The organism is Mycolicibacterium sp. SMGY-1XX (assembly GCF_059132455.1).
Window position 1 is genome coordinate 5,407,779 of the sequence record NZ_CP101139.1, and the last position, 21,693, is coordinate 5,429,471.

Sequence of the window (21,693 nt, forward strand, 5' to 3'; positions counted from 1 at the left end):
TTGGAGGAGCGAGGCAGAAACTAGGAGGCCCCGCCGAGCTGATCGAGTGCGGTCTCGGCACCCCGGTTCAGCGGGACGGGATCGGTGTTGCGCGCGTTGTCGAGCTCGATTCCCTTGGCCGCACCCACCACCTCGGCGAGCTGCGGTTGACGCTCGAACAGCGTTTTGGTCAGCACGCACGCCACGTTGGCGTCCAGGTCGTCGCGGACCAACAGCAGGTTCGGCACCACGATGGTCTTGGCGTCAGCGGGCAGCCCATAGGTCGCAGCCGGGATCACCCCTTCCTCGTACACCTGGCTGATTTCCTGCATCTTGGGCAGCTCCGGCGTGATGTCGAGGAACGTGACGTCATTGCGCGCCGAGGTGAACAGGTCGGTGATACCCGGGGTGGGCAGACCGCCCGACCAGAACAGGGCATCGATCGAACCGTCCTTCATACCGTCGACGGTCTTGGTGAGATCCAGCCGCTGGGCGGAGACGTCGGCGCTGGGATTCAAGCCGGCCGCCTCCAGCAGACGGTTCGCGATCACCTCGGTGCCGGAGCCGGGCGACCCCGTCGACACCCGCTTGCCGCGCATGTCCGCGATGGTCGAGATGCCGGCGTCGTTGCGCACGATCACCTGCGTGTAGTTGGGGTAGATGCGGGAAAGCGCCTGCACCGGTTGCTCTTTGCCGTCGAAGCTACCTTCACCCTCCACCGCGTCGGCAGCGGTGTCGGCCAGCGAGAACGCCACCTGATAGGTGCCGCTGACCAGCTGCTGGATGTTCTGCACCGACGCTCCGGTCTCAGCGGCGGTGGCTTTCACCTTGCCCGCGGTGGCGTCCGAGACCTGCTCGGCGAACGCGTTGCCCAGTGAGAAGTACACGCCGGTGGCATTACCGGTTGCGATGCTGACCCTGGTGTCGCCGCTGACCTCGCAGGTGACCTCGCCCCCGGAGTCGGCCGTCGGGGCGTCCTGGCGACCACCGCAGCCGGTGACGGCCGCACCGGCCAGCGCTAGCAGCGCGAAAACTGTTGCAGCACTTCTCACGTCGATCTCCTTCGGTCGATGAAAGTGAGCGCGACCGCGATCAGCAGGCACGCCAGACCGGCCACGATGGTGACCGGCTGCAGAAACAGCAGCAGAAGAGCCGCCGCAGCGGCCAGGATGCGCGGAATCACCCCTGCCGACCCGACGCCGAGCACCCAGCCGCCGGCGGCGAAGGACAACGCCACGATGCCCACACAGGCGGCGGCCAGCGCCCACACCACGCCGAGGATCGGCCCCCGGCCCAGCAGGTATTCACCCGGATCGGTCAGCACGAAGGCGATGGGAACCAGGAACGCGGGCGCGGCATACCGCAACGCCTGCCACATCGTCGGGAACGCCCGACCGCCGGTGACCGCGGAAGCACCCACGGCTGCAAGGGCAGTCGGAGGGGTCACCTCGGACAACACCGAGTAGTAGAAGACGAACATGGCCGCAGCCGGGGCAGGCACGTCGAGAGCCAGCAACGCGGGCCCGATGATCACCCAGCCGATGACGAACGACGCCGTCACCGGAACGGCCAGCCCCAGCAACGCCAGCGCGATAGCGGCGAATACCGCCGTCAACGCCAGCATGAGCGTCCGGTTGTCGGTGAGCGCACTGACACCGCCCACCAGAAGCGACGAGAATTGCGCGCCCAGGCCAGTTTTCGTGGTCATCGCGGTGATGACACCGGCCGCCGCACACACCGCGACCACGGGCAGCACCCCCCGCACTCCCGAGCTGAGCGCCACGAACAGCCGCCGCGGTGTCAGTCGACCGCGACGGTCGAGGAAGGACAGCACAAAAGCCAGTGCGGTGGCGTACACGACGGCGCGGGTTGCCGAGACTCCGACAGCCAGCAGCACCACGATGGCGATCAACGAGGAGAAGTGATAACCGAACCTGGCCAGCAGCTTCCACGCGGACTCTGCCTCGATCTCGGTATTGCGCATACCGAAACGGCGGGCATCGATCTCGACCGCGAGCAGGATGCCCAGGTAGTAGAGGATGGTCGGAATGGTGGCCCAGCCGAGCACCACCAGGTACGAGACCTCCAGATACTCCGCGACGATGAAGGCCGCCGCGCCCAACGTCGGCGGCGACAGCAGTGCGCCCACACCGGCGGCAGCCAGGACACCGCCGGCCCGTTCCGGGGTGTATCCCGACTGCCGCATGATCGGCCAGGTGACCGCGCCCACGGTGACGGCTGTTGCGGTGCCCGAACCCGACACGGTGCCGAGCAGGAAGCCGGAGGCCACGGTGGTGCGGCCCGCTGCGCTGCGGGACCTGCGGAAGGCCGCCACCGACAGCGCGACGAAGAACCTTGCGCCGCCTGACAGTTCGAGCACCGCGCCGTAGATGGTGAACAACACGATGTAGGTGGCGGCGACGTCCAGCGGCGTGCCGAAGAACCCACTGCCTGAGTTGTACAGGGCATCGACGATCTGGTTGAAATCCAGACCCACGTGGGCGATGGTCCAGCTCTGCGGAAGCAGCCCGCCGTAATACCCGTACGCCAGGAACGCACCCGCGACGACGGGCAACGCCCACCCCGTCGTGCGCCGACAGGCTTCGAGGATCAGCACCAGCAGCAGAGCGCCCATCACCACGTCGGTCGGCTCGAGCAGCCCCTGGCGGTCCAGGAAGGCGTTGTAGCCGCCACCGCCGGAACCGATCGTCATCGGCAGCACCGGATACAGGCAGACCACCAGTGTGACCGCCGCCAGCAGCCAGTCGACGGCACCCGGCCGGTCGGCCGGATCCAGGCGCCGCCAACCGGACCGGTACACCAGGAAGATCAGCGGTAGCGTGCCGGCCAGGAAGACGATCAGATAGAACTGGCTGCCCTGCGGCAGCGGGCGGAACACCTGCCAGATGGTGAGCACCGCAACTGCGAAGGCGACGATCGCGACGAATCCGTCGACCCTGCCCCCGAGTTCGCGCCCCGGGCGCTCCTGGTCATCAACCTGCGGCAGGGCCGGCTGATCGGCGCTGCGTGGCTCACTCGGAGCTGCCCTCTGCATCGAACGAAACGTTAAGCCGCCCAGCGCCGGCGCGTGGCGAATTCCCGAGTTCCGGTCCCTCGAATCCGGCGGCGTAGCTTTCCTTCACCACTTCCAGGTGAGCCCAGCTGTCGACGGCGAGGACGCCGGGCAGAGCGCGCACCGCGTCCAGCGCCTCGACAAGTTGGGTGTTGGAGAAGGCTCGGACCGTGACCAGGATGTCGTAACGACCCAACGTGCGGGCGACGAAGATGGCCGACGGCATGGCCGCGATGGCGGCCACCACATCATCATGGTCACCGGCCAGACGCACCCCGAGGCCCATGGCGCTCTGCCGGTCCCGGCCCGAGTGCCGTACCACCGCGCCGACGCGTACCACCTGCGAGTCCATCAACCTCAACACGCGCCGGCGCGCACCCGCGGCCGACAAACCCACCACCGCAGCCAGGTCGACGAAGGAAGCGCGGCCGTCGTCCTGCAATGCCCGCAGCAGAACCCGGTCCACGTCGTCGATCTCGGTGCGCACGTCACCTACCGGTCCGATCACGTCGCGGACCACCTCGACGTAAGTCAGGGTGTCGACACCGACAACGCCGTCCAGTGCGCGCAGTTCGTTGATGCTGCAGTCGATGTCGCGAAGCGACGCCGCTCTGAGTTCGGCGACGATACCGTGCGGACCGCTGGTCAAGGACAGGAACGGCACGTCGGGCCGCTGGCTGATGAGCTGCGCGACGGCCGCGGCAGGCCCGTTCAGCGCCAGGCCCACGTGCGCCAGGGCGCCACGGCCGAGAACTGCCGGATGAACCGCCCCCCGGATGATCACCTGCCCGCTCGCGATCAGCCGTTGCACCCGAGCCGCCGCTGCCGACCGGGACAATCCCACGGCGCGGGCGATCTCGCCGTTGGTGAGGCGGCCGTCCACCTCGAGCAGAGCCACGATCGCCTCGTCGATTTCGTCCATATCCGCCCTCCCACCCAAACTCGCCCGAAGATTTTTGCGACGGCCGTCAACACCATATCGTGCGCCAGATAACCCCTCTGGAGCATCGTTGTACGCATCATCTACCTAATGCCGTCAGATCCTGATCAGAAACACCCGCGTAACGATCGAACTGCTTGCGACACGTCCAACGCGGCTTTACAGTGACCCGCACCACATCACCCCGATGTTCATCACCCAGATCTTCTGACTGATCGGAACAAGATGGCCCTGACCACCGAGCAGGTGCTCACAGCTACCGAGTCGCTGGTCGCGGCGTTCGCCGCCACCGACACCTCGGCCTACTTCGCCGGTTTCTCTCCCGCCGCGACGTTCGTGTTCCACCCCGAGGACGCCCGCCTCGACGACCGGGCCAGCTACGAAGCGCTGTGGGCGTCCTGGCTCGACAGCGGTTGGCGGGTTGAGTCGTGCGTCAGCAGCGACCGCCTGGTCCAGCTTCTCGGGGACACCGCCGTGCTCACCCACACCGTAGAGACCGTCACCTCGATCGACGGACAGCTCAGCGCCACCCGCGAGCGCGAGACGATCGTCTACATCCGCGACGGCGACCGCCTACTGGCCGTCCACGAACACCTGAGCCCCGCGCCGGCAGGAAAGACAACAGCGTGAACGCGACAATCCCACCCGAGGGAACACCGCCCAAGGTGACCCAGGTCGAGACCCACGGCGTCGAGCCCATTCCCGACGCCGAACGCACCGCAGGGCCGCTCGATCTGTTCCGGTTGACGTTCGGCGGTGCCAACACGATCGCCACCGTGGTACTCGGCAGCTTCCCCATCATCTTCGGGCTGTCCTTCCGCGATGCGCTGCTGGCGACGCTGGCCGGCCTGGTGCTCGGCGCACTGATCCTCGCCCCGATGGCGCTTTTCGGGCCCCGCAACGGCACCAACAACGCGGTGTCTTCCTCAGCGCACCTCGGTGTGCACGGCCGTGTCATCGGCTCGTTCCTGTCCCTGCTGACCGCCGTCGCGTTCTTCTCGATCTCGGTATGGACCTCCGGCGATGTGCTGGTGGGCGGAGCGACCCGAGCCATCGGTTCAGACGAGAGCGGCGCCCAGAACGATCTTGCGGTGGCCGTGGCCTACGGGATCTTCGCGCTGCTGGTGTTGACGGTCTGCATCTACGGCTTCCGATTCATGCTGCTGGTGAACAAGGTGGCCGTCATCGCCGCCACCCTGCTGTTCGTCCTCGGCATCTTCGCCTTTGCAGACACATTCGATCCCGGCTACGCCGGCATTTTCGGGCCTGATGCCGATCCCGACACCAACGCGCTGTACTGGCCGTCGTTTGTCGGCGCGGCGCTGATCGTGATGTCCAACCCCGTGTCGTTCGGCGCCTTCCTGGGCGACTGGGCCCGCTATATCCCCCGCGACACCCCGGCCTGGAAGTCGATGACGGCGGCGTTCCTGGCCCAGATCGCGACGCTGGTCCCCTTCCTGTTCGGGTTGGTCACCGCCACCGTCGTGGCCACCAACGCCACCGAATACCTCGACGAGGGCAATTACATCGGTGGTCTGCTCGCAGTGTCCCCGGGGTGGTACTTCATTCCGGTCTGCCTCATCGCCCTCATCGGCGGCATGTCCACCGGTACCACCGCGCTCTATGGCACCGGCCTGGACTTCTCCAGTGTCTTCCCCCGTTTCAGTCGGGTCCAGGCAACGGTGTTCATCGGGGTGCTGGCGATCGGGTTCATCTTCGTGGGTCGCTTCGCTTTCAATGTGGTGCAAAGCATCTCGACGTTCGCCGTCCTGATCGTCACCTGCACCGCACCGTGGATGGTGGTCATGATGATCGGCTGGTTCGTCCGCCGCGGATGGTACGACTCCGACGCACTGCAGGTGTTCAACCGCCGTCAGCGAGGCGGTCGGTACTGGTTTCGCCACGGCTGGAACTGGCGTGGCCTCGGCGCGTGGCTGGCCGCCGCGGCCATGAGCATCTGCTTTGTCAACCTGCCGGGCCAGTTCGTCGGCCCGTTCGGAAACCTGGCAGCCGGAATCGATCTCAGCATCCCGGTGGGCTTGGGCATTGCCGCCGTCCTGTACCCGGCGCTGCTGTTCGCTTTCCCCGAACCGCGCGACGCCTTCGGCCCCGACGGTCCGCGGGTGGTACCCACCGGCGCTCCCGCCAACCACCCCATCACTTCCATCGACAAACCTGATTCCGTTCCTGCGTAGAAAGATTGGTTCATGAACAGCCCCATCGGTCCCGTCGACGCCTCGAAGAACCCGCGCTTCGCCGGTATCGCCTCGTTCGCCCGTCTGCCTCGGCTGGATCAGGTGCCCTCTGCTGACGTCGTGATCGCCGGGGTGCCGTTCGACTCGGGGGTGTCCTACCGTCCCGGCGCGCGCTTCGGCCCCAGCCACGTCCGGGAATCGTCGCGGCTCATCCGGCCCTACAACCCCGCACTGGACGTGTCGCCGTTCGACATCGCACAGGTGGCCGACGCCGGCGATATCGCGGCGAATCCGTTCAACATCCACGAGGCCATCGAGACGGTCGAGGCCGCCGCACTCGAACTGACCGCAGGTGGCGCCAGCCTGGTGACGATCGGTGGCGATCACACCATCGCGCTGCCGCTGTTGCGCGCGGCCGCCCACCGGCACGGCCCCGTCGCGCTCGTGCACTTCGACGCCCACCTCGACACCTGGGACACCTATTTCGGCGCCGAATACACCCACGGCACCCCGTTCCGCCGCGCCGTCGAGGAAGGCATCCTCGACACCGAAGCGCTGAGCCATGTGGGAATCCGGGGTCCGTTGTACGGGAAGAAGGACCTCGAGGACGACCGCCGGTTCGGCTTCGGCATCGTCACCTCGTCCGACGTGTACTACCAAGGTGTCCGGGAGGTCGTCGACAAGCTGCGCCAGCGGCTGGGCAACCGGCCGGTCTACCTGTCCATCGACATCGATGTCCTCGATCCCGCCCACGCCCCCGGCACCGGCACCCCCGAAGCCGGCGGCATCACCAGCCGTGAGCTGCTGGAGATACTGCGCGGGTTCCGCGGGCTGAATGTCATCGGAGCCGACGTCGTGGAGGTCTCCCCCGCCTACGATCACGCCCAACTCACCGGTGTGGCCGCGTCACACGTCGCCTACGACCTGGTGTCGCTGCTGGCGTTACGCCACGAGGAGAACTCCGGTGGCTGAGCGCAACGGTGGCGACGTTGTTGTGGAAACACTTGCTGCTCTCGGGGTTTCGCATGTGTTCGGCATTCCAGGTCAGCATGCGCTCGGACTGTTCGACGCGATCCGGCGCAGCCGCCTGAAGTTCGTGAGCTCGCGGGTGGAGAACAACTCCGCGTTCGAAGCCGACGGCTACACCCGGGCCACCGGCGAGGTGGGTGTGCTGTTCCTGTCCACCGGCCCGGGCGCGCTGACGGCACTGGGCGCAGTGCAGGAGGCCTACGCCACCGGCGTGCCACTGCTGGTGATCACCAGCCAGGTCCCACGTGCCGGGCTCGGGCAGCGCAAAGGCATGCTGCACCAACTCGACGACCAGCAGCGCAGCGCGCTCAACGTCACCAAGAGCACGGCGGTGGTGCGCGAGGCCGCGCAGATCCCCAGCCTGCTGGCCGACGCGTGGGCGCTCGCGCAGTCCGCGCCGGCCGGACCGACATGGGTGGAGATCCCGCAGGACGTACTGCTGGAAGCCACCCACGTGCCGCCGGTGACGTCGGTGGTGACACACATCGCCGAGCGCCCGGCGCGCACCGAGCTCGTCGACGAAGCGGCGGCGCTGCTGAACAGCGCCGCGCGCCCCGTCATCCTGGCCGGCGGCGGGGTACGTCGTTCCCCTGGCGGACCGCCGGCACTTGTGTCGTTGGCGGAAACCCTTGACGCACCTGTGATTTCCACCGTGGGCGGCAAGGGCGCGATGCCGTTCGATCACCCGCTGTCGGCGGCCTCCTGGATCGAGGACCGCCACACCACCGAACTGCTGGAAAACGCCGACGTTCTGCTGGCGGTGGGCACCTCCTTCGGCGAGGTCACCAGTAACTACTTCACGTTCACGCCGCGGGGCCGGATCATCCACATCGACGCCGAGTCGCGGGTGCTGGAATCCAACCACCCGGGGTTGGGCATTCACGCCGACGCAGCCGCCGCACTGCAGGCCATCGGAAAGGCTGTCACCCCGCGAGACGGCGGACGCGGCGCCGTCGTCGCCTCAGAACTTCGGAAATCGGTGCAGCACAGACTTTCCGAGCAGGATCTCGACCTCGAGCTGAACCTGATGCGCGATCTTCGTGCGGCCGTACCGTCGCATGTCCACACCTTCTGGGACATGACGATCGCCGGCTACTGGGCGTGGTCGGCGTGGGACCCGCGCGACGGTGGCTTCCATTCCGCGCAGGGTGCAGGTGGGCTCGGCTTCGCCTACCCCGCCGCTCTGGGGGCGGCAATCGGCTCGGGCACACGCACATTCGCCGTATCCGGCGATGGCGGCGCCATGTACTCGATCGCCGAACTGGCCACCGCCCGCCAACACAACGCCGATGTCACCTGGCTGATTGTCGACGACGGCGGCTACGGCATCCTGCGGGAGTACATGACCGAAGCCTTCGGCCAGGCCACCGCCACCGAACTGGCACGCCCCGATTTCGCCGCGCTCGCAAGCAGTTTCGGCGTTCCCGCCACAGTCTCCACCCCGGATACCGTCGGCGATGCCATCGCCGAGACGTTCACCCGCCCTGGACCCGCCCTCGTGGTCCTACCGACAACGCTGCGCATGTTCGCAGCCACCTGACCACAGGAGATCCCATGGGAAAGCCCATCGACATCGCCATCATTGTCGTCTATCTGATCGCCATGTTGGCGTTCGGCTTCTGGGGCAAGACCAGAACCAAGGACTCGGCCGACTTCCTGGTCGCCGGCCGCCGGCTCGGGCCCGCGCTGTACACCGGCACCATGGCGGCCGTCGTACTCGGCGGTGCGTCGACGGTGGGCGGCGTCGGTCTGGGCTACGAGTACGGCATCTCGGGCATGTGGCTGGTGGTCGCCATCGCCGTGGGCCTGTTGCTGCTGAGCCTGTTCTTCGCCGGGCCCATCCAGCGGCTGCGCGTCTACACCGTCGCCCAGATGCTGCGATTGCGCTACGGGGTGGATGCCACCGCCGCCTCCGGGCTGGTGATGGTGGCCTACACGCTCATGCTGTCGGTGACCTCGACGATCGCCTATGCGACGGTGTTCAACGTGCTGTTCGGCACCAACCGGACCGTATCCGTCATCATCGGTGGGGCCGTCGTGATGCTCTACTCGTCGATCGGTGGCATGTGGTCGATCACGCTGACCGACATGGTGCAGTTCATGCTCAAGACCATCGGCATCTTCTGCCTGCTGCTGCCGTTCACGTGGAATGAAGCCGGCGGCCTGGACGGCATCCGGGAACGCGCCAGCGACTCCATCTTCGATTTCGGTGCCATCGGCACCCAGACCATCATCACGTTCTTTGTCGTCTACAGCTTCGGCATGCTGATCGGGCAGGACATCTGGCAGCGCGTCTTCACCGCCCGCACCCCGGCCGTCGCGAAATGGGGTGGCACCGCCGCCGCCATCTACTGCCTGTTCTACGGCGTCGCCGGTGCCCTGATCGGCGCAGCCGCGTCGACATTCCTGACCGACATCGAGGTCAGCGACGATGTGTACGCCCAGATCGCCGAGACCATCCTGCCGGTCGGCATCAGCGGTCTGGTGCTGGCCGCGGCCGTCGCCGCCATGATGTCCACCGCGTCCGGCGCGCTGATCGCCACCGCCACCGTCGCACGCACCGACGTCAAGCCACTGCTGGCCCGGCTGGTGGGCCGCACCGTCGACGAATCCCCCGACGCCGAACGGGACGTGCATTCGGACCGGCTGTACGTCGTGGTGCTCGGCGTCGCCGTGATCGTCATCGCGGCACTGCTCAACGACGTGGTGGCAGCGCTGACCATCGCCTACGACATCCTGGTCGGCGGTCTGCTGGTGGCGATTCTCGGCGGGTTCCTGTGGAAACGCGCTACCGGCGCCGGCGCGCTGTGGTCGATGGCCGCGGGCACGGTCGTCACCCTGACCACCATGGTGGTGGTGGGTGACGTGCTGGCCAACGAGCCCATCTACTACGGCCTGGCCGCCAGCCTGATCGCCTACGTGGTCGGCAGTCTCACCAGCCCCCGCACCGATGCCCAGGTACTGCAGATCTGGGAAGACCGGCTGGCGGGCCGCGACGCCACGCAGCCGGCCACTCGGTAGCCGGCTGGCCACACCCGTAGCCAGCTTGCCCTGCAAAGGCTTCCGACCTGCATCGCTGTCTTTGCTTGGTACTCTCGGGTTCTTTGCTGCTGTGAGTTCGGTAGCTGGCCCAGGGAGTGACGATGCGGTGGTCGAACCGGTGGTGGCAGCCCGGTCGGTGGCAGCAGCGCCCCGATCATTACGACTGGCTCAGCGGCTACCTGCACGCCCGCGGTATGAGCGGAGCCGCGCGCATCATGATGGGCAGCATCGCCGGCTCGATGGCGCTGTGTCTGGTGGCCCTGCTGCTGAGCCCCGACGGGGCCCGCGGAACCGTGCCCGTCGCCATGACCTGGCTCGCGATCGCGGGTGGCCTGGCGTCGGCGCTGCTGTGGATCTGGCGCTGGCCCACCGAACGGCAGTCGATGCTGTTCGGTCTGACGTCCAGTCTGGCCATCGCCCTGGCCTGCCTGGCGCACCCCCAGCCGATCGCTGCCCTGATCGGCTGTAATGCGTTCGCCGTGATCGGCGCCTACTTCGCCTTCTTCCACTCCACCCGGGTGGTGCTCTACAACTTCGCGGTCGCGGCGACCGTGGGGTCGGCTCTGGCTCTGCGACTGGCGCTGTCGGGCCATCCGGTGCTGGGGGTGGTGGATCTGTTGTTGGTGCTGCAGATCAACATCGCCATGCCGCTGGCCATCCGGGCGCTGGTGAACGCGTTGGGCGTGGATCTACTGCACTCGGACCGCGATCCACTGACCGGGTTGTTCAACCGCCGATCGTTCGAACACAAGACCCTCGGGCTGGTAGTGGCCCGCGACGCCGCGGATGTCTGCCTGACCGTGGTCATGGTCGATCTGGACAGTTTCAAAGCGCTGAACGACACACACGGGCATCTGGCGGGTGACCGCGCGCTGGTGCGAGTGGCGCACGCGTTACGCGCCAGCACCGCCAAGGCCGACGTGCTTGCCCGCAGCGGCGGCGAGGAGTTCCTGATCGCGCACGTGTCGGCGCACCGCGAACCCGACCGGCTGGCACAACGGATCTGCGATGCCATCGCCGCGCTGCCCGTCAAGATCACCGCCAGTGTCGGCACGGCGAGCGCTCCGCTGGACCACAACGACGACGCCAGCCACCAGGCGCTGATCGCCCGTCTCACCGCCGACGCCGATGCCGCGATGTACCGCGCGAAACGCAATGGCGGGAACCAAGTGGCACACCACTGTGCCGAGGATTCGGTGAGCTAGCCGCGGACAACTGCTCCCCTTGTGAGTGCGGGCGGGGGGACTCGAACCCCCACGTCCTTCCGGACAATGGCACCTAAAGCCATGGCGTCTGCCAATTCCGCCACGCCCGCAAGCGGGTGTGATCGTACCGCCTTTCTATGGCGGAGAACTTGTCGGTGCCCGCGAATACGTTGAGTCATGCGGTCACACGACGAATACGAAGCCGTTGCACAGGCTCATTGCCGCCGGCATGAATGACTGCGCGATTTCGCGCGCAACCGGTATTCCACGGCCCACTATCCGCGACTGGAGGCAAGAGCGAGGTATCCGCCGACGATGGATGGATTCAGGTATCTGCGATCACGATTTCTCCGGATTGCCCGCGGCTCCCTACGCCTACCTCCTGGCCATGTACCTCGGTGATGGATGCATCTCGCGGGCTCGACAGGTCTGGAAACTGCGCATCGCACTCGACGCGAAGTACCCAGCCATCATCCAGCGGTGCCGCGACGCGATCGACGCGGTGATGCGAGGACAACGAGCGGCAGTCCAGGCCTGTGCCGGGAACTGGGTCGAGGTCAATCTCTACTCGGCGCATTGGCCATGCCTTCTACCTCAGCATGGCCCGGGTAAGAAGCACCTCCGCCCAATCAAGCTCGAACCGTGGCAAGAGGACCTGATCACACAGGAACCCGAACAGTTTTGTCCGCGGCCTCATTGAAAGCGATGGCTGCCTCGTGGTGGCCAACGACCGCGGGGTGGCCAGCATCCGCTACCACTTCACCAATCACTCCGAAGACATCCGCGGCCTGTTCCGCTGGACCCTCGACCTGCTGGGCATCCATTGGACGCAGAACAGCTGGCACACCATCGCCGTGTACCGCAAAGCCGACACCGCGCGGCTCGACGAGTTCATCGGACCGAAATGCTGATTACCAGTGGCAATGGCGATCGCGGTACCGTCTAAGCATGCCCACTACACAGCGTCGGAGATGGGCGCTGATAGCGCTCGTCATCGTCGCTGCCTGCGGCTGCCTTGCTCTGGGCTGGTGGCAGTGGACCCGCTACGAGTCGGCATCGGGCACTTTCCAGAACCTGGGCTACGCGCTGCAGTGGCCGTTCTTCGCCGGGTTCTGCGTGTACGCCTACCGCAAGTTCGTGGTGCTGGAGGCGGCGCCGCCCGAGCGGAAGTCGAGCACCGACTTGACCGAGATTCCCGAGGGTCTGCTGCCGGAGCGTCCCAAGTCGGCCGAGGCCGACAAGGACTCCGACGACCCCGCCCTCCGCGAGTACAACGCTTACCTGGCCGAGCTGGCCAAGGGTGACAACGAGAAACAGGACAGGACCACCGCATGACCGCTCCCAACACCCCCGACGCCCCGATCGTGACGGCTCCTGTCGATCAGATCCGCAAGGCGCTGACGGGATACCGGGTGCTGGCCTGGGTGACGGGTCTGTGGCTGATCGCCCTGTGCTTCGAGATGGTGATGAAGTACGGCTTCGGCGATGAACGGTGGAACTGGATCGCGATCGTGCACGGCTGGGCCTACTTCATCTACCTGTTGTTCGCGGCCAACCTGGCGGTGAAGGTGCGGTGGCCGCTGGGCAAGACGGTGGGCATCCTGCTGGCCGGCACCATCCCGCTCCTCGGCATCATCGTCGAGCAGAAACAGACGAAGGCACTGAAGGCGCGCTTCGATCTCTGAGATCCGGCGCCGCCGCTTTCGGGATCAGCAGCGCCAGTAGCGCGGCGACGACGGCGGCGCAGGTGACGAACCCGAGCGCGAAGTGCAGGGCGTTCTCCGTCGGGATCTCCCGCCCGGAGTAGGCCATCGTCATACCGCCGAGGATCGCTCCGATCACCGCGCTGGACAGTGACGTTCCCAACGCCCGCGCCAGCGAGTTGATCCCGTTGGCTGCCGCGGTTTCCGACACGGGCACCGCGGCATTGATCAGCGCGGGCAGCGAGGAGAAGGCGAAGCCGACGCCGACGCTCACCACGATGTTCATCACCATGACCCCGGGCGCGCTGGTGACGAGCACGAATCCGGTGAGGTAGCCGGCGGCGACGATCAGGCAACCGAGCACCAGCGTGAACTTCGGGCCACGTCTGGCCGCCACCCGGGCCGCGATGTTGGAGGCGAACATCATCGCCAGGCCACCGGGGGCCATCCACAGCCCGGCGTGCAGGACGGATTGACCGAGGCCGTACCCGGTTTCGCGAGGCAGCTCGAGGATCTGCGGCGCCACCAGCGAGATGCCGTAGAGCGAGACACCGACGCCGACCGAGGCGATGTTCGTGGTCAGAACAGGCAGCCGCGCGGTGGTGCGGAGATCGACGATCGGTGACGGAAAACGCAGTTGCCACAGGCCGAACAGCGCGAGGATCACCGCGGAGGCACCGAACAGCGACACCGTCGTGGGGCTTGTCCACCCCCACGCGCCCCCCTTGGAGATCGGCAGCAACAAGCACACCAGCCCGGCCGCCAGCAGCAGCGCCCCGAGCGGATCGAAGCGGTCGCGGGCAGTCGCCGGGACATGCGGGACCATCGTCAGGAACACCACGACACAGACCACACCGAGTCCGGTGGCGAACCAGAACAGCGCATGCCAGTTCAGGTTCTCGGCAATCACGGCTCCCAGCGGAAGACCAAGTGCGCCACCGACTCCGAGCGACGAGCTCATCATGCCCATCGCCGAGCCGACCCGATCGGCGGGCACACTCGCCCTGAGCACACTGATGCCCAGCGGGATGATCGGCATGCCGAAGCCCTGCAGTCCGCGACCGATGATCAGCGGCAACAGCGACGTGGACGTCGCCGCGACCAGGGCACCACACGTCAGTAGCACCGCACACACCACGAGAACCCGTTGTGGGCCGTACATGTCGCCGAGGCGCCCGAACATCGGTGTCGCGACCGCGGCCACCAACAAGGTGGCGGTGATGGCCCAGCTCGCATTGTCGGCACTGGTGTCGAGCAGGCGGGGCAGTTCCGGAATGACGGGAATCATCAGGGTCTGCATCAACGAAACGCCGATACCGGCCAGACAGAGCGCGGCGATCAGAACGCCGGGATGCGAAGACCGGGGCATCACCCGGACTCTACCTTAGATAGGCTATCGATTCTTTTGGGCCAGGTCCGCCAGGACCGGCAGCAGCTGCACCAAGGCGCGGCCACGATGTGACGCGGCGTCCTTCTCCGCCGGCGTCAGCTCTGCCGCCGAACGATCCGAACCCACGGGCACGAACACCGGGTCGTACCCGAACCCGCCGTCCCCGCGCGGCGCGTGGGCCACGGTTCCCGGCCACTCACCGCGCACCACGGTTTCGCCGTCTTGCCACACCAGAGCGCAGGCCGACACGAACGCCGCACCACGGCGGTCGGCAGGCACGTCGGCCAGCTGACCCAACAGCAGAGCCGTGTTGGCGGGATCGTCGCCGTGCCGGCCCGACCAGCGCGCCGACAGCACCCCGGGCATACCGTTCAGCGCATCCACGGAGATCCCGGAATCGTCGGCCACACACGGCAATCCGGTGGCAGCGAAACCGTCACGCGCTTTGGCCAGCGCGTTCTCCTCGAAGGTCGCGCCGGTCTCCGGAGCTTCGTCATACGGCGGGACATCGGCGAGCGACACCAGCTCGATGCCGGTGATACCCGCGCCGTCGAGAATGCGCTGTAGTTCGGCCAGCTTCTTGGCGTTTCGCGAGGCAACCAGGATCCGAGACATCCGCTGCGTCAGCTTCCGAACGCCTTCTTGGGGGCCGGCCCCTCCGGAAGCTCACCCGGGTACGGCAGCTCGAGGGCCTTCGACTGGATGGCGAACAGCTGGTCGCATGCACCCAGCGCGGCGTCGAGCAGCTTGTCCAGGGTGGAGCGCGGGAACGTCGCGCCTTCGCCGGTGCCCTGAACCTCGACGAGCGTGCCGGTGTCGGTGGCGACGACGTTCATGTCGACCTCCGCGCGCGAGTCCTCGGTGTAGGGCAGGTCGACGCGCACCCGGCCGTCGACCACGCCGACGCTCACCGCCGCGATGGCGCACGACAGCGGCCGGGGATCCGACAGCTTGCCCGCCGCGCCCAGGTAGGTGACGGCATCGGCCAACGCGACGTAGGCCCCGGTGATGGCCGCGGTGCGGGTACCACCGTCGGCCTGCAGCACATCGCAGTCGATGGCGATGGTGTTCTCCCCCAGCGACCGCAGGTCGATACAGGCTCGCAGCGACCGGCCGACCAACCGGCTGATCTCCTGCGTGCGACCGCCGACCCGGCCCTTGACCGACTCACGGTCGGAGCGGGTGTGCGTGGCCGCAGGCAGCATGGCGTACTCGGCGGTCAGCCAACCCAGCCCCGACCCCTTGCGCCACCGGGGCACACCTTCGGTGACGCTGGCAGTGCACATGACCCGGGTCTCGCCGAACTCGACCAACACCGAACCGGCGGGGTGCGAGGTGAATCCACGGGTGAGGACCACGGGCCGCAACTCGTCGTCACGGCGGCCGTCTTCGCGACTCGACATCAGGCAACCCTATCGGTGTCGCCGAGGCGGCGACGAAGGAGCCGGGGAGAGCGGGCACCGCTACAAAATGGTCGAGCCGGTGCGCCCGGACCCAAGGATCAGGCGACTCGGACGTCGAACGTCTCGCCGCACACCACGGCCCGCACCGGGCCGTCGAACTCCGCCTTGGCTTCACTGATGACGTCCTCGCGCGACGTCCACGGCGGGATGTGGGTCAGCAACAGTTCCGACACGTTGGCCTTCGTCGCGATCTGACCGGCCTCGGTGCCCGACAGATGGACGGCCTCGGGCCGATCGGGCGCGTGGGTCCACGATGCTTCGCACAGAAACACATCGGCGTCGCGGGCCAGCTCGATCACCGAATCACAGATCCCGGTGTCGCCGCTGTAGACCAGCACCGCACCGGACGAGTGGGTGAACCGCATGCCGTAGGACTCGGTGGGGTGTGACACCAGCCGCGGCTGCACCGTCAGCGCGCCGAACTCCACCGACTGCCCGTCGACCCACTGATGCACGTCGAAGATGTCGCTGAAATCGTCGACCTCGGTGCCCTCCGGCGACGATGCGCCGCCCAGCCGCGACCAGGTGTCACTCGGGCCGTACATCAACTTGCGCCCCACCGGCGGGTTCGGGTGATACCGCCGCCAGACGAAGAGGCCGGGTAGATCAAGGCAATGGTCCGCGTGCAGATGCGACAGCAGGATGTTCACCTCGCCCGGATCGGCGTACCGCTGCAGGGCGCCGAGCACGCCGCCGCCGAAATCGATCACCAGGGGCGGGGTGTCAGGGGCGTTGAGCAAGTACCCGGACGCGGGCGAATCAGGGCCCACCACACTGCCGGAGCAGCCGAGCACGGTGATTCGCACGGTCACTAGCTTGCCATGCCCGGTATCACCCCGATGAAAACATCACCGCATTGGATTCGCAGAAAATCAGCCTCGGGTGGCCGCGTGCCGTTGCACTGGAGCAACGCCGGTGACCGCTGGTCCGAGAAAACGCGCGGCCAATCCGGTGAACGCGTCAGGATCGCCGGTGGCCTCGAATTTGAGCGCCGCCGGGCCCTCCTCGTGAGGGCGCAGCAGATCCTGTTCGGTCAGCACCCGCAGCAGGTCCTTGGCCGTCTCCTCGGCACTGGACACCAAGGTCACGTGGTCACCCATCGCCAACTGGATGAGGCCGGACAGCAAGGGATAGTGCGTGCATCCCAGCACCAAGGTGTCGACATCGGCGCGCTGCAGCGGCTCGAGGTAACCCTCGGCGAGCCCGAGCACCTGCCGCCCGCTGGTGACTCCGCGTTCGACGAAATCGACGAACCGGGGGCAGGCCACCGCGGTGATCTCGGTGTCGCGCGCCGCGGCGAACGCATCCTGGTAGGCGTGCGAGGTGATGGTGGCCTGGGTACCGATGACGCCGATGCGCCCCGTGCGGGTGGTGGCGACCGCCCGCCGCACCGCGGGCAGGATGACCTCGATGACGGGGACGTCGTAACGCTCGCGGGCATCCCGAAGACACGCCGACGACGCTGAGTTGCAGGCGATCACCAACGCCTTGACCCCGCGGTCGACGAGGTCGTCCATGATGGCCAGGGCGTGGGCCCGGATCTGCGCGATGGACAGCGGGCCGTACGGCCCGTTACCGGTGTCACCGACGTAGATCATGTTCTCGTCGGGCAACTGGTCGATGATCGACCGCGCGACGGTCAATCCACCGACGCCCGAGTCGAACACCCCGACCGGCGAGGACGGGTCGCTCACCGCGTCAGACGCTTGTTCTGTCGTGATTCCCGTTCCGGCTTGGACAGCAGGTACGCCGCGATGACGCCCGCGACGGCACCGCACAGATGGCCTTGCCAGGACACTCCGAACGTCCCGGGCAGCACACCCCACAGGATGCCGCCGTAGACGAACAGCACCACGATGCCGATGGTGATCTGCACGGCACTGCGGACGAAGAAGCCGAACACCAACAGGAAGGTCAGCCAGCCGAAGATCAGCCCGGAGGCGCCGATGTGGTTGGTCTCGTAGGCCGACCCCAGGTCACCGATCAGCCAGGTGCCCACCCCACCCAGGATCCAGATGATGGCGGTGGCCCAGACGAAGCGCGACATCCCGGCCAACGACACCAGGAAACCGAGCACCAGGGCCGGCGCGGTGTTGGCCACCAGATGCTGCCAGTCGGCGTGCAACAGCGGGGCGAAGATGATGCCTTTGAGGCCGTCGGTCTCCAGCGGCCGAATCCCGTTGCGGTCCAGGGTGTGTCCCGACAGCTGATCCCACAGCTCGATGACGTAGAGCAGCACGACGAACGAGATGACCGTCGCGCCGCCCACCATCCAGGGTGGGCGTTTCTTCGGTTGTGGTTGCTGGGTGTATCCGAGTGGCTGGTTCACATGGACACCGTTGCGAAGATCAAGCCCATAGCTGCCCTTCCAAAGCGTCTTCGGCTTCGTCCAGGCTACCGGCGTACGCCCCGGTCGACAGATACTTCCAGCCGGCATCGCACACCGTGAACAGGATGTCGGCGCGCTCCCCCGCTTTGAGCGCCTTGGCGCCCATACCGAGCGCGGCGTGCAGGATCGCTCCGGTGGAGATTCCGGCGAAGATCCCTTCGACCTGCACCAACTCCCGGGTCCGTTTGACCGCTTCGAACGCGCCCACCGAATACCGGGTGGTCAACACCTCGGGGTCATAGAGCTCCGGCACGAAGCCCTCGTCGATGTTGCGCAGTGCGTACACCCCTTCGCCGTACCGGGGCTCGGCCGCCACGATCTGCACGCCTGGGACGTGCTCGCGCAGGTAACGGCCGGTGCCCATCAACGTCCCGGTGGTGCCCAGGCCCGCGACGAAGTGGGTGATCTCGGGCAGGTCGGCCACGATCTCCGGGCCGGTGCCGTAATAGTGCGCGTCGGCGTTCGCCGGGTTGCCGTACTGGTAGAGCATCACCCAGTCCGGATGTTCGGCAGCAAGCTTCTTGGCGGTGGCGACGGCAGTGTTGGAGCCGCCCTCGGCGGGGCTGAAGATGATCTGCGCTCCGTAGAGCTCCAAGATCTGACGCCGCTCGATGGAGGTGTTCTCCGGCATGACGCAGATCAGGTGGTAACCCTTGAGACGGGCGGCCATGGCCAACGAGATCCCGGTGTTGCCGCTGGTGGGTTCCAGGATGGTGTCACCAGGTTTGACCAGACCGTCCCGTTCGGCCTGTTCGATCATCCGCAGCGCGGGCCGGTCCTTGATGGACCCGGTGGGGTTGCGGTCTTCGAGCTTGGCCCACAACCGCACGTGCGGGCCTCCCCCAGTTGCCGGGTCCGAATCGTCCCACCGCGGCGACAGCCGCTGCAGCCCGACGATCGGGGTGTCACCGACGGACTCGAGAAGCGAGTTGTATCTCATGCCCCACCAGCGACAGCGGGCAAGATGGTGACCGAGTCGCCGTCGGAGATCGCGGTGTCCAGTCCGCCCGAGAAGCGCACGTCCTCGTCATTGACGTAGATGTTGACGAACCGGTGCAGCTTGCCGTTGTCCACCAGGCGCTCGGAGATCCCGGAGTAGTTGGCCTCGAGGTCGCTGATCACGGCCTGCAGGGTGGCACCGTCGGCGGTGACGCGCTTCTCACCGCCGGTGTGGGTGCGCAGGATCGTGGGGATCGACACGGAAACAGACATGGGTTGGGCCTTCCTAGTACTGACTGACGATGTTGACGGGTTCCTCGGTGACCACCCCGTCGAGGATCCGGTAGCTGCGCAGCTCGTGCTTTTCAGGGTCCCGGGTGGACACCAGCACGTAGTGGGCGTCGGGCTCGGAGGCATACGAGATGTCGGTGCGGCTCGGATATGCCTCGGTGGCCGTGTGGGAGTGGTAGATGACGACCGGGACCTCGTCCGCATCGTCCATGGCGCGCCACACTTTGAGCTGTTCCCCGGAATCGAATCGGTAGAACGTCGGCGAACGCTCCGCGTTCACCATCGGTACGTGCCGCTCCGGCCGGTCGGACCCTTCGGGGCCCGCCAGGACACCGCACGCTTCGTCGGGATGATCGGCGCGAGCGTGCGCCACCATCGCGTCGACCAGGTCGGCACGGATCGTCAACAACTCTCAAACTCCCTCGTGAACATTCCCCGTCGCCCCGATACCGAACGCTCCGGGCAACATGCCACGGTAGGTCGGTATTCCGGCGATGGGCTCAGCGGCCAGCACCCCAGTGAGCACGGCCACAGCCAGACAGTCGGCCGCGGCGGCGCCGATGGCGGCCACCAATTTGGTCTCCGGTGACATGGAAGCCGGGGTGGCCGGGTCTGGCGGCACCTCGATGGCACCGGTGGCCAGCGCGAACACCGTGTCACCGTCGATGGGTGTGTGAGCCGGGCGGATGCTGTGCGCCAGACCGTCGTGGGCGGCGACGGCCATGCGCTGACAGGCCGCCGGGCTCAATGCCGCGTCGGTGGCCACCACCGCGATGGTGGTGTTGAGCGACCCCTTCTCGCGGTCGAGGTCGGCGAGCGCGGCCACCTGCTCAGCCGGTGGTGTCACCAGGCCGAACGCCTTGATCAGATGCGCCATCCAGGGCAGCCCGGTCTCGGGGTCGACGACGTTGCCCGCCGCGTTGACGGCAACGACGGCGCCGACCGTCACGCCGAGTCCCGGCAGCGTCACCGATGCGGTTCCCAGACCGCCTTTGAGAACCCCGGCGCGGGCTCCGACGCCGGCGCCGGCGGTGCCCAGTTCGAAATCGATCCCGGCGGCCGCCGCGGCGGCATAGCCGAATTCAGCGGTGGGACGGCACCGCCAGCCCCCCACCGGCAGATCGAAGATCACCGCCCCGGGCACGATCGGCACCACACCGCCGTCCATGGCGACACCGCGGCCCTGCTCCTCGAGCCAGTGCATCACGCCATCGGCAGCGGCCAGCCCGTACGCGCTGCCACCGGTGAGCAACACAGCGTCCACGTAGCGCACACTGTTCGCCGGTTCCAGGAGGTCGGTCTCCCGGCTGCCGGGAGCCCCGCCGCGCACATCGACGGCCCCGACCGTGCCGGGTGGGGTGACGATCACGGTGGTGCCGACGGCCCAGCCGGATCCGAGCGTGGCGTCGGGATCGAGTCTGTGGTGGTTGCCCACCAGGATGCCGGCGACGTCGGTGATCGACCCCGTCATCGCGTGCTCTTGCCCATCAGGCTCAGCACCAGATACTCCTGCAGCACGGTCAGCCATTGATAGACGTCCAGGTGCCCGGCCATCGGATGACCCGGCGGCAACGAGTCGGGCCCGCCCGGACCGATGTCGAGCATGGTGCCCAGCGCCAGCCGGACGTCGTTCACCGAGGCCACCCACGCGAACGCGTCGTCCTCGGAGAGCTCGAAGCGACCGCCACCCTGCGGGCAGGTGTCCAACAAACGTTGCGCTGCTTGACGTTTCGCGTCGATGATGTCGGGTTCATGCAGGCTGCGCAGCGCGCTGTTCAAACTCTCGGCGGCCGCCGAGCCGGCCGGGTGGTCGTTCTGCGGACGGAAGAAGTCCGGCAGCAGACGTCCCAGCGTGGCGTCCTCGGGGGCTGCGGTGTGTCCGGTGCGCATCCCGGTGATCTGTTCGAGTTCGTCGCTGGGCGACGACGATTCCCGCTCGTCGAGCATGCCCACCAGCGAGGTCACCATGTTCTGCAGCAACGCGGCTTCATGCGGGTCGAGGGCGGACCGAAACCGGGGACCGTCAGCGGTGTCCACTCGCTTCCATTTGCGCAC

23 protein-coding genes and 1 tRNA gene are annotated in these 21,693 nt (G+C 67.1%); 9 read left to right on the forward strand and 15 right to left on the reverse strand.

Features of this window, described 5'->3' with window-relative positions; all coding sequences use genetic code 11:
- Positions 1-20 precede the first annotated feature (20 nt).
- Genes NL241_RS25835 through NL241_RS25845 form a run of 3 tightly spaced genes read right to left on the reverse strand, consistent with a single transcriptional unit; the run spans position 21 to position 3,974 of the window.
- Entirely contained in the window at positions 21-1,031 is a 1,011-nt protein-coding gene (locus tag NL241_RS25835; protein ID WP_494395412.1) for a TAXI family TRAP transporter solute-binding subunit, read from the reverse strand.
- Positions 1,028-3,034 (reverse strand): TRAP transporter permease, encoded by a 2,007-nt coding sequence (locus NL241_RS25840; protein ID WP_494395413.1) that lies wholly within the window; start codon positions 3,032-3,034, stop codon positions 1,028-1,030. Before NL241_RS25840 ends, NL241_RS25835 begins: the two co-directional genes overlap by 4 nt.
- On the reverse strand, positions 3,012-3,974 hold the full coding sequence (locus NL241_RS25845; RefSeq protein ID WP_487696618.1) for an Lrp/AsnC family transcriptional regulator: 963 nt from the start codon (positions 3,972-3,974) through the stop codon (positions 3,012-3,014). Before NL241_RS25845 ends, NL241_RS25840 begins: the two co-directional genes overlap by 23 nt.
- Before the next feature lie 243 nt (positions 3,975-4,217).
- On the opposite strand from NL241_RS25845, the gene NL241_RS25850 reads away from it, so the two are divergent.
- The 6 genes from NL241_RS25850 to NL241_RS25875 all read left to right on the forward strand — a co-directional run bounded on the left by NL241_RS25850 (position 4,218) and on the right by NL241_RS25875 (position 11,463).
- Complete coding sequence (locus NL241_RS25850) at positions 4,218-4,622, forward strand: YybH family protein (protein WP_494395414.1); 405 nt, start codon at positions 4,218-4,220, stop codon at positions 4,620-4,622.
- Positions 4,619-6,187 (forward strand): purine-cytosine permease family protein, encoded by a 1,569-nt coding sequence (locus NL241_RS25855; RefSeq protein ID WP_494395415.1) that lies wholly within the window; start codon positions 4,619-4,621, stop codon positions 6,185-6,187. Before NL241_RS25850 ends, NL241_RS25855 begins: the two co-directional genes overlap by 4 nt.
- Positions 6,188-6,199: 12 nt before the next feature.
- Entirely contained in the window at positions 6,200-7,159 is a 960-nt protein-coding gene (gene speB, locus NL241_RS25860) for an agmatinase (protein WP_487696621.1), read from the forward strand.
- Positions 7,152-8,756, forward strand: a complete 1,605-nt coding sequence (locus tag NL241_RS25865) for a thiamine pyrophosphate-binding protein (protein WP_494395416.1) — start codon at positions 7,152-7,154, stop codon at positions 8,754-8,756. The genes speB and NL241_RS25865 overlap by 8 nt, the downstream gene beginning before the upstream one ends.
- 14 nt (positions 8,757-8,770) lie before the next feature.
- Positions 8,771-10,237, forward strand: a complete 1,467-nt coding sequence (locus NL241_RS25870) for a sodium:solute symporter family protein (RefSeq protein WP_494395417.1) — start codon at positions 8,771-8,773, stop codon at positions 10,235-10,237.
- A 122-nt stretch (positions 10,238-10,359) separates the two neighbouring features.
- Positions 10,360-11,463, forward strand: a complete 1,104-nt coding sequence (locus NL241_RS25875) for a GGDEF domain-containing protein (protein WP_487696624.1) — start codon at positions 10,360-10,362, stop codon at positions 11,461-11,463.
- A 26-nt stretch (positions 11,464-11,489) separates the two neighbouring features.
- On the opposite strand, the gene NL241_RS25880 is transcribed toward NL241_RS25875, so the two are convergent.
- A tRNA-Leu gene (locus NL241_RS25880) sits at positions 11,490-11,573 on the reverse strand.
- Between the two features lie 609 nt (positions 11,574-12,182).
- Between NL241_RS25880 and NL241_RS25885 the strand changes: the two genes are divergently transcribed.
- The 3 genes from NL241_RS25885 to NL241_RS25895 are packed head-to-tail and all read left to right on the forward strand — an operon-like array spanning position 12,183 to position 13,148.
- Complete coding sequence (locus tag NL241_RS25885; protein WP_494395418.1) at positions 12,183-12,374, forward strand: hypothetical protein; 192 nt, start codon at positions 12,183-12,185, stop codon at positions 12,372-12,374.
- A gap of 37 nt (positions 12,375-12,411) precedes the next feature.
- Complete coding sequence (locus tag NL241_RS25890; protein WP_494395419.1) at positions 12,412-12,798, forward strand: hypothetical protein; 387 nt, start codon at positions 12,412-12,414, stop codon at positions 12,796-12,798.
- On the forward strand, positions 12,795-13,148 hold the full coding sequence (locus NL241_RS25895; RefSeq protein WP_487696627.1) for a DUF3817 domain-containing protein: 354 nt from the start codon (positions 12,795-12,797) through the stop codon (positions 13,146-13,148). The genes NL241_RS25890 and NL241_RS25895 overlap by 4 nt, the downstream gene beginning before the upstream one ends.
- Here the strand turns inward: NL241_RS25895 and NL241_RS25900 are convergent.
- From NL241_RS25900 to aosR, 11 genes are all read right to left on the reverse strand, one after another.
- Positions 13,096-14,535, reverse strand: a complete 1,440-nt coding sequence (locus NL241_RS25900) for an MFS transporter (RefSeq protein ID WP_494395420.1) — start codon at positions 14,533-14,535, stop codon at positions 13,096-13,098. The two genes, NL241_RS25895 and NL241_RS25900, sit on opposite strands and share 53 nt — an antisense overlap.
- Positions 14,536-14,559: 24 nt before the next feature.
- Positions 14,560-15,171: an RdgB/HAM1 family non-canonical purine NTP pyrophosphatase gene (gene rdgB / locus NL241_RS25905; protein ID WP_487696630.1), complete on the reverse strand. Its 612-nt coding sequence runs from the start codon at positions 15,169-15,171 to the stop codon at positions 14,560-14,562.
- A gap of 8 nt (positions 15,172-15,179) precedes the next feature.
- Positions 15,180-15,959, reverse strand: a complete 780-nt coding sequence (rph, locus tag NL241_RS25910; protein ID WP_487696631.1) for a ribonuclease PH — start codon at positions 15,957-15,959, stop codon at positions 15,180-15,182.
- A gap of 98 nt (positions 15,960-16,057) precedes the next feature.
- Positions 16,058-16,831, reverse strand: coding sequence for a cyclic nucleotide-degrading phosphodiesterase (locus tag NL241_RS25915; RefSeq protein WP_487696632.1), 774 nt, complete (start codon positions 16,829-16,831; stop codon positions 16,058-16,060).
- 60 nt (positions 16,832-16,891) lie between these two features.
- Entirely contained in the window at positions 16,892-17,713 is an 822-nt protein-coding gene (gene murI / locus NL241_RS25920; RefSeq protein WP_487696633.1) for a glutamate racemase, read from the reverse strand.
- The gene (locus NL241_RS25925; protein ID WP_494398392.1) at positions 17,710-18,291 is read right to left on the reverse strand and encodes a rhomboid family intramembrane serine protease; all 582 of its coding nucleotides are present in this window, start codon (positions 18,289-18,291) and stop codon (positions 17,710-17,712) included. The genes murI and NL241_RS25925 overlap by 4 nt, the downstream gene beginning before the upstream one ends.
- 76 nt (positions 18,292-18,367) lie before the next feature.
- Positions 18,368-19,348: a cysteine synthase gene (locus NL241_RS25930; protein WP_487696634.1), complete on the reverse strand. Its 981-nt coding sequence runs from the start codon at positions 19,346-19,348 to the stop codon at positions 18,368-18,370.
- Positions 19,345-19,620, reverse strand: coding sequence for a MoaD/ThiS family protein (locus tag NL241_RS25935; RefSeq protein WP_487696635.1), 276 nt, complete (start codon positions 19,618-19,620; stop codon positions 19,345-19,347). Before NL241_RS25935 ends, NL241_RS25930 begins: the two co-directional genes overlap by 4 nt.
- A gap of 13 nt (positions 19,621-19,633) precedes the next feature.
- The gene (locus NL241_RS25940; RefSeq protein WP_494395421.1) at positions 19,634-20,047 is read right to left on the reverse strand and encodes a M67 family metallopeptidase; all 414 of its coding nucleotides are present in this window, start codon (positions 20,045-20,047) and stop codon (positions 19,634-19,636) included.
- 3 nt (positions 20,048-20,050) lie between these two features.
- A complete protein-coding gene (locus tag NL241_RS25945) occupies positions 20,051-21,109 on the reverse strand; it encodes a P1 family peptidase (protein WP_494395422.1) in 1,059 nt (352 codons plus the stop codon).
- A complete protein-coding gene (gene aosR, locus NL241_RS25950) occupies positions 21,106-21,693 on the reverse strand; it encodes an oxidative stress transcriptional regulator AosR (RefSeq protein ID WP_487696638.1) in 588 nt (195 codons plus the stop codon). Before aosR ends, NL241_RS25945 begins: the two co-directional genes overlap by 4 nt.

Coding starts and splice junctions, on each gene's coding strand:
- NL241_RS25930 (WP_487696634.1), bottom strand. CDS start 19,348: ATGAGATACAACTCGCTTCTCGAGTCCGTCGGTGACACCCCGATCGTC.
- NL241_RS25840 (WP_494395413.1), bottom strand. CDS start 3,034: ATGCAGAGGGCAGCTCCGAGTGAGCCACGCAGCGCCGATCAGCCGGCC.
- NL241_RS25895 (WP_487696627.1), top strand. CDS start 12,795: ATGACCGCTCCCAACACCCCCGACGCCCCGATCGTGACGGCTCCTGTC.
- NL241_RS25850 (WP_494395414.1), top strand. CDS start 4,218: ATGGCCCTGACCACCGAGCAGGTGCTCACAGCTACCGAGTCGCTGGTC.
- NL241_RS25900 (WP_494395420.1), bottom strand. CDS start 14,535: ATGCCCCGGTCTTCGCATCCCGGCGTTCTGATCGCCGCGCTCTGTCTG.
- NL241_RS25925 (WP_494398392.1), bottom strand. CDS start 18,291: ATGGTGGGCGGCGCGACGGTCATCTCGTTCGTCGTGCTGCTCTACGTC.
- rdgB (WP_487696630.1), bottom strand. CDS start 15,171: ATGTCTCGGATCCTGGTTGCCTCGCGAAACGCCAAGAAGCTGGCCGAA.
- NL241_RS25935 (WP_487696635.1), bottom strand. CDS start 19,620: ATGTCTGTTTCCGTGTCGATCCCCACGATCCTGCGCACCCACACCGGC.
- NL241_RS25875 (WP_487696624.1), top strand. CDS start 10,360: ATGCGGTGGTCGAACCGGTGGTGGCAGCCCGGTCGGTGGCAGCAGCGC.
- rph (WP_487696631.1), bottom strand. CDS start 15,959: ATGTCGAGTCGCGAAGACGGCCGCCGTGACGACGAGTTGCGGCCCGTG.
- NL241_RS25870 (WP_494395417.1), top strand. CDS start 8,771: ATGGGAAAGCCCATCGACATCGCCATCATTGTCGTCTATCTGATCGCC.
- NL241_RS25945 (WP_494395422.1), bottom strand. CDS start 21,109: ATGACGGGGTCGATCACCGACGTCGCCGGCATCCTGGTGGGCAACCAC.
- NL241_RS25890 (WP_494395419.1), top strand. CDS start 12,412: ATGCCCACTACACAGCGTCGGAGATGGGCGCTGATAGCGCTCGTCATC.
- NL241_RS25845 (WP_487696618.1), bottom strand. CDS start 3,974: ATGGACGAAATCGACGAGGCGATCGTGGCTCTGCTCGAGGTGGACGGC.
- speB (WP_487696621.1), top strand. CDS start 6,200: ATGAACAGCCCCATCGGTCCCGTCGACGCCTCGAAGAACCCGCGCTTC.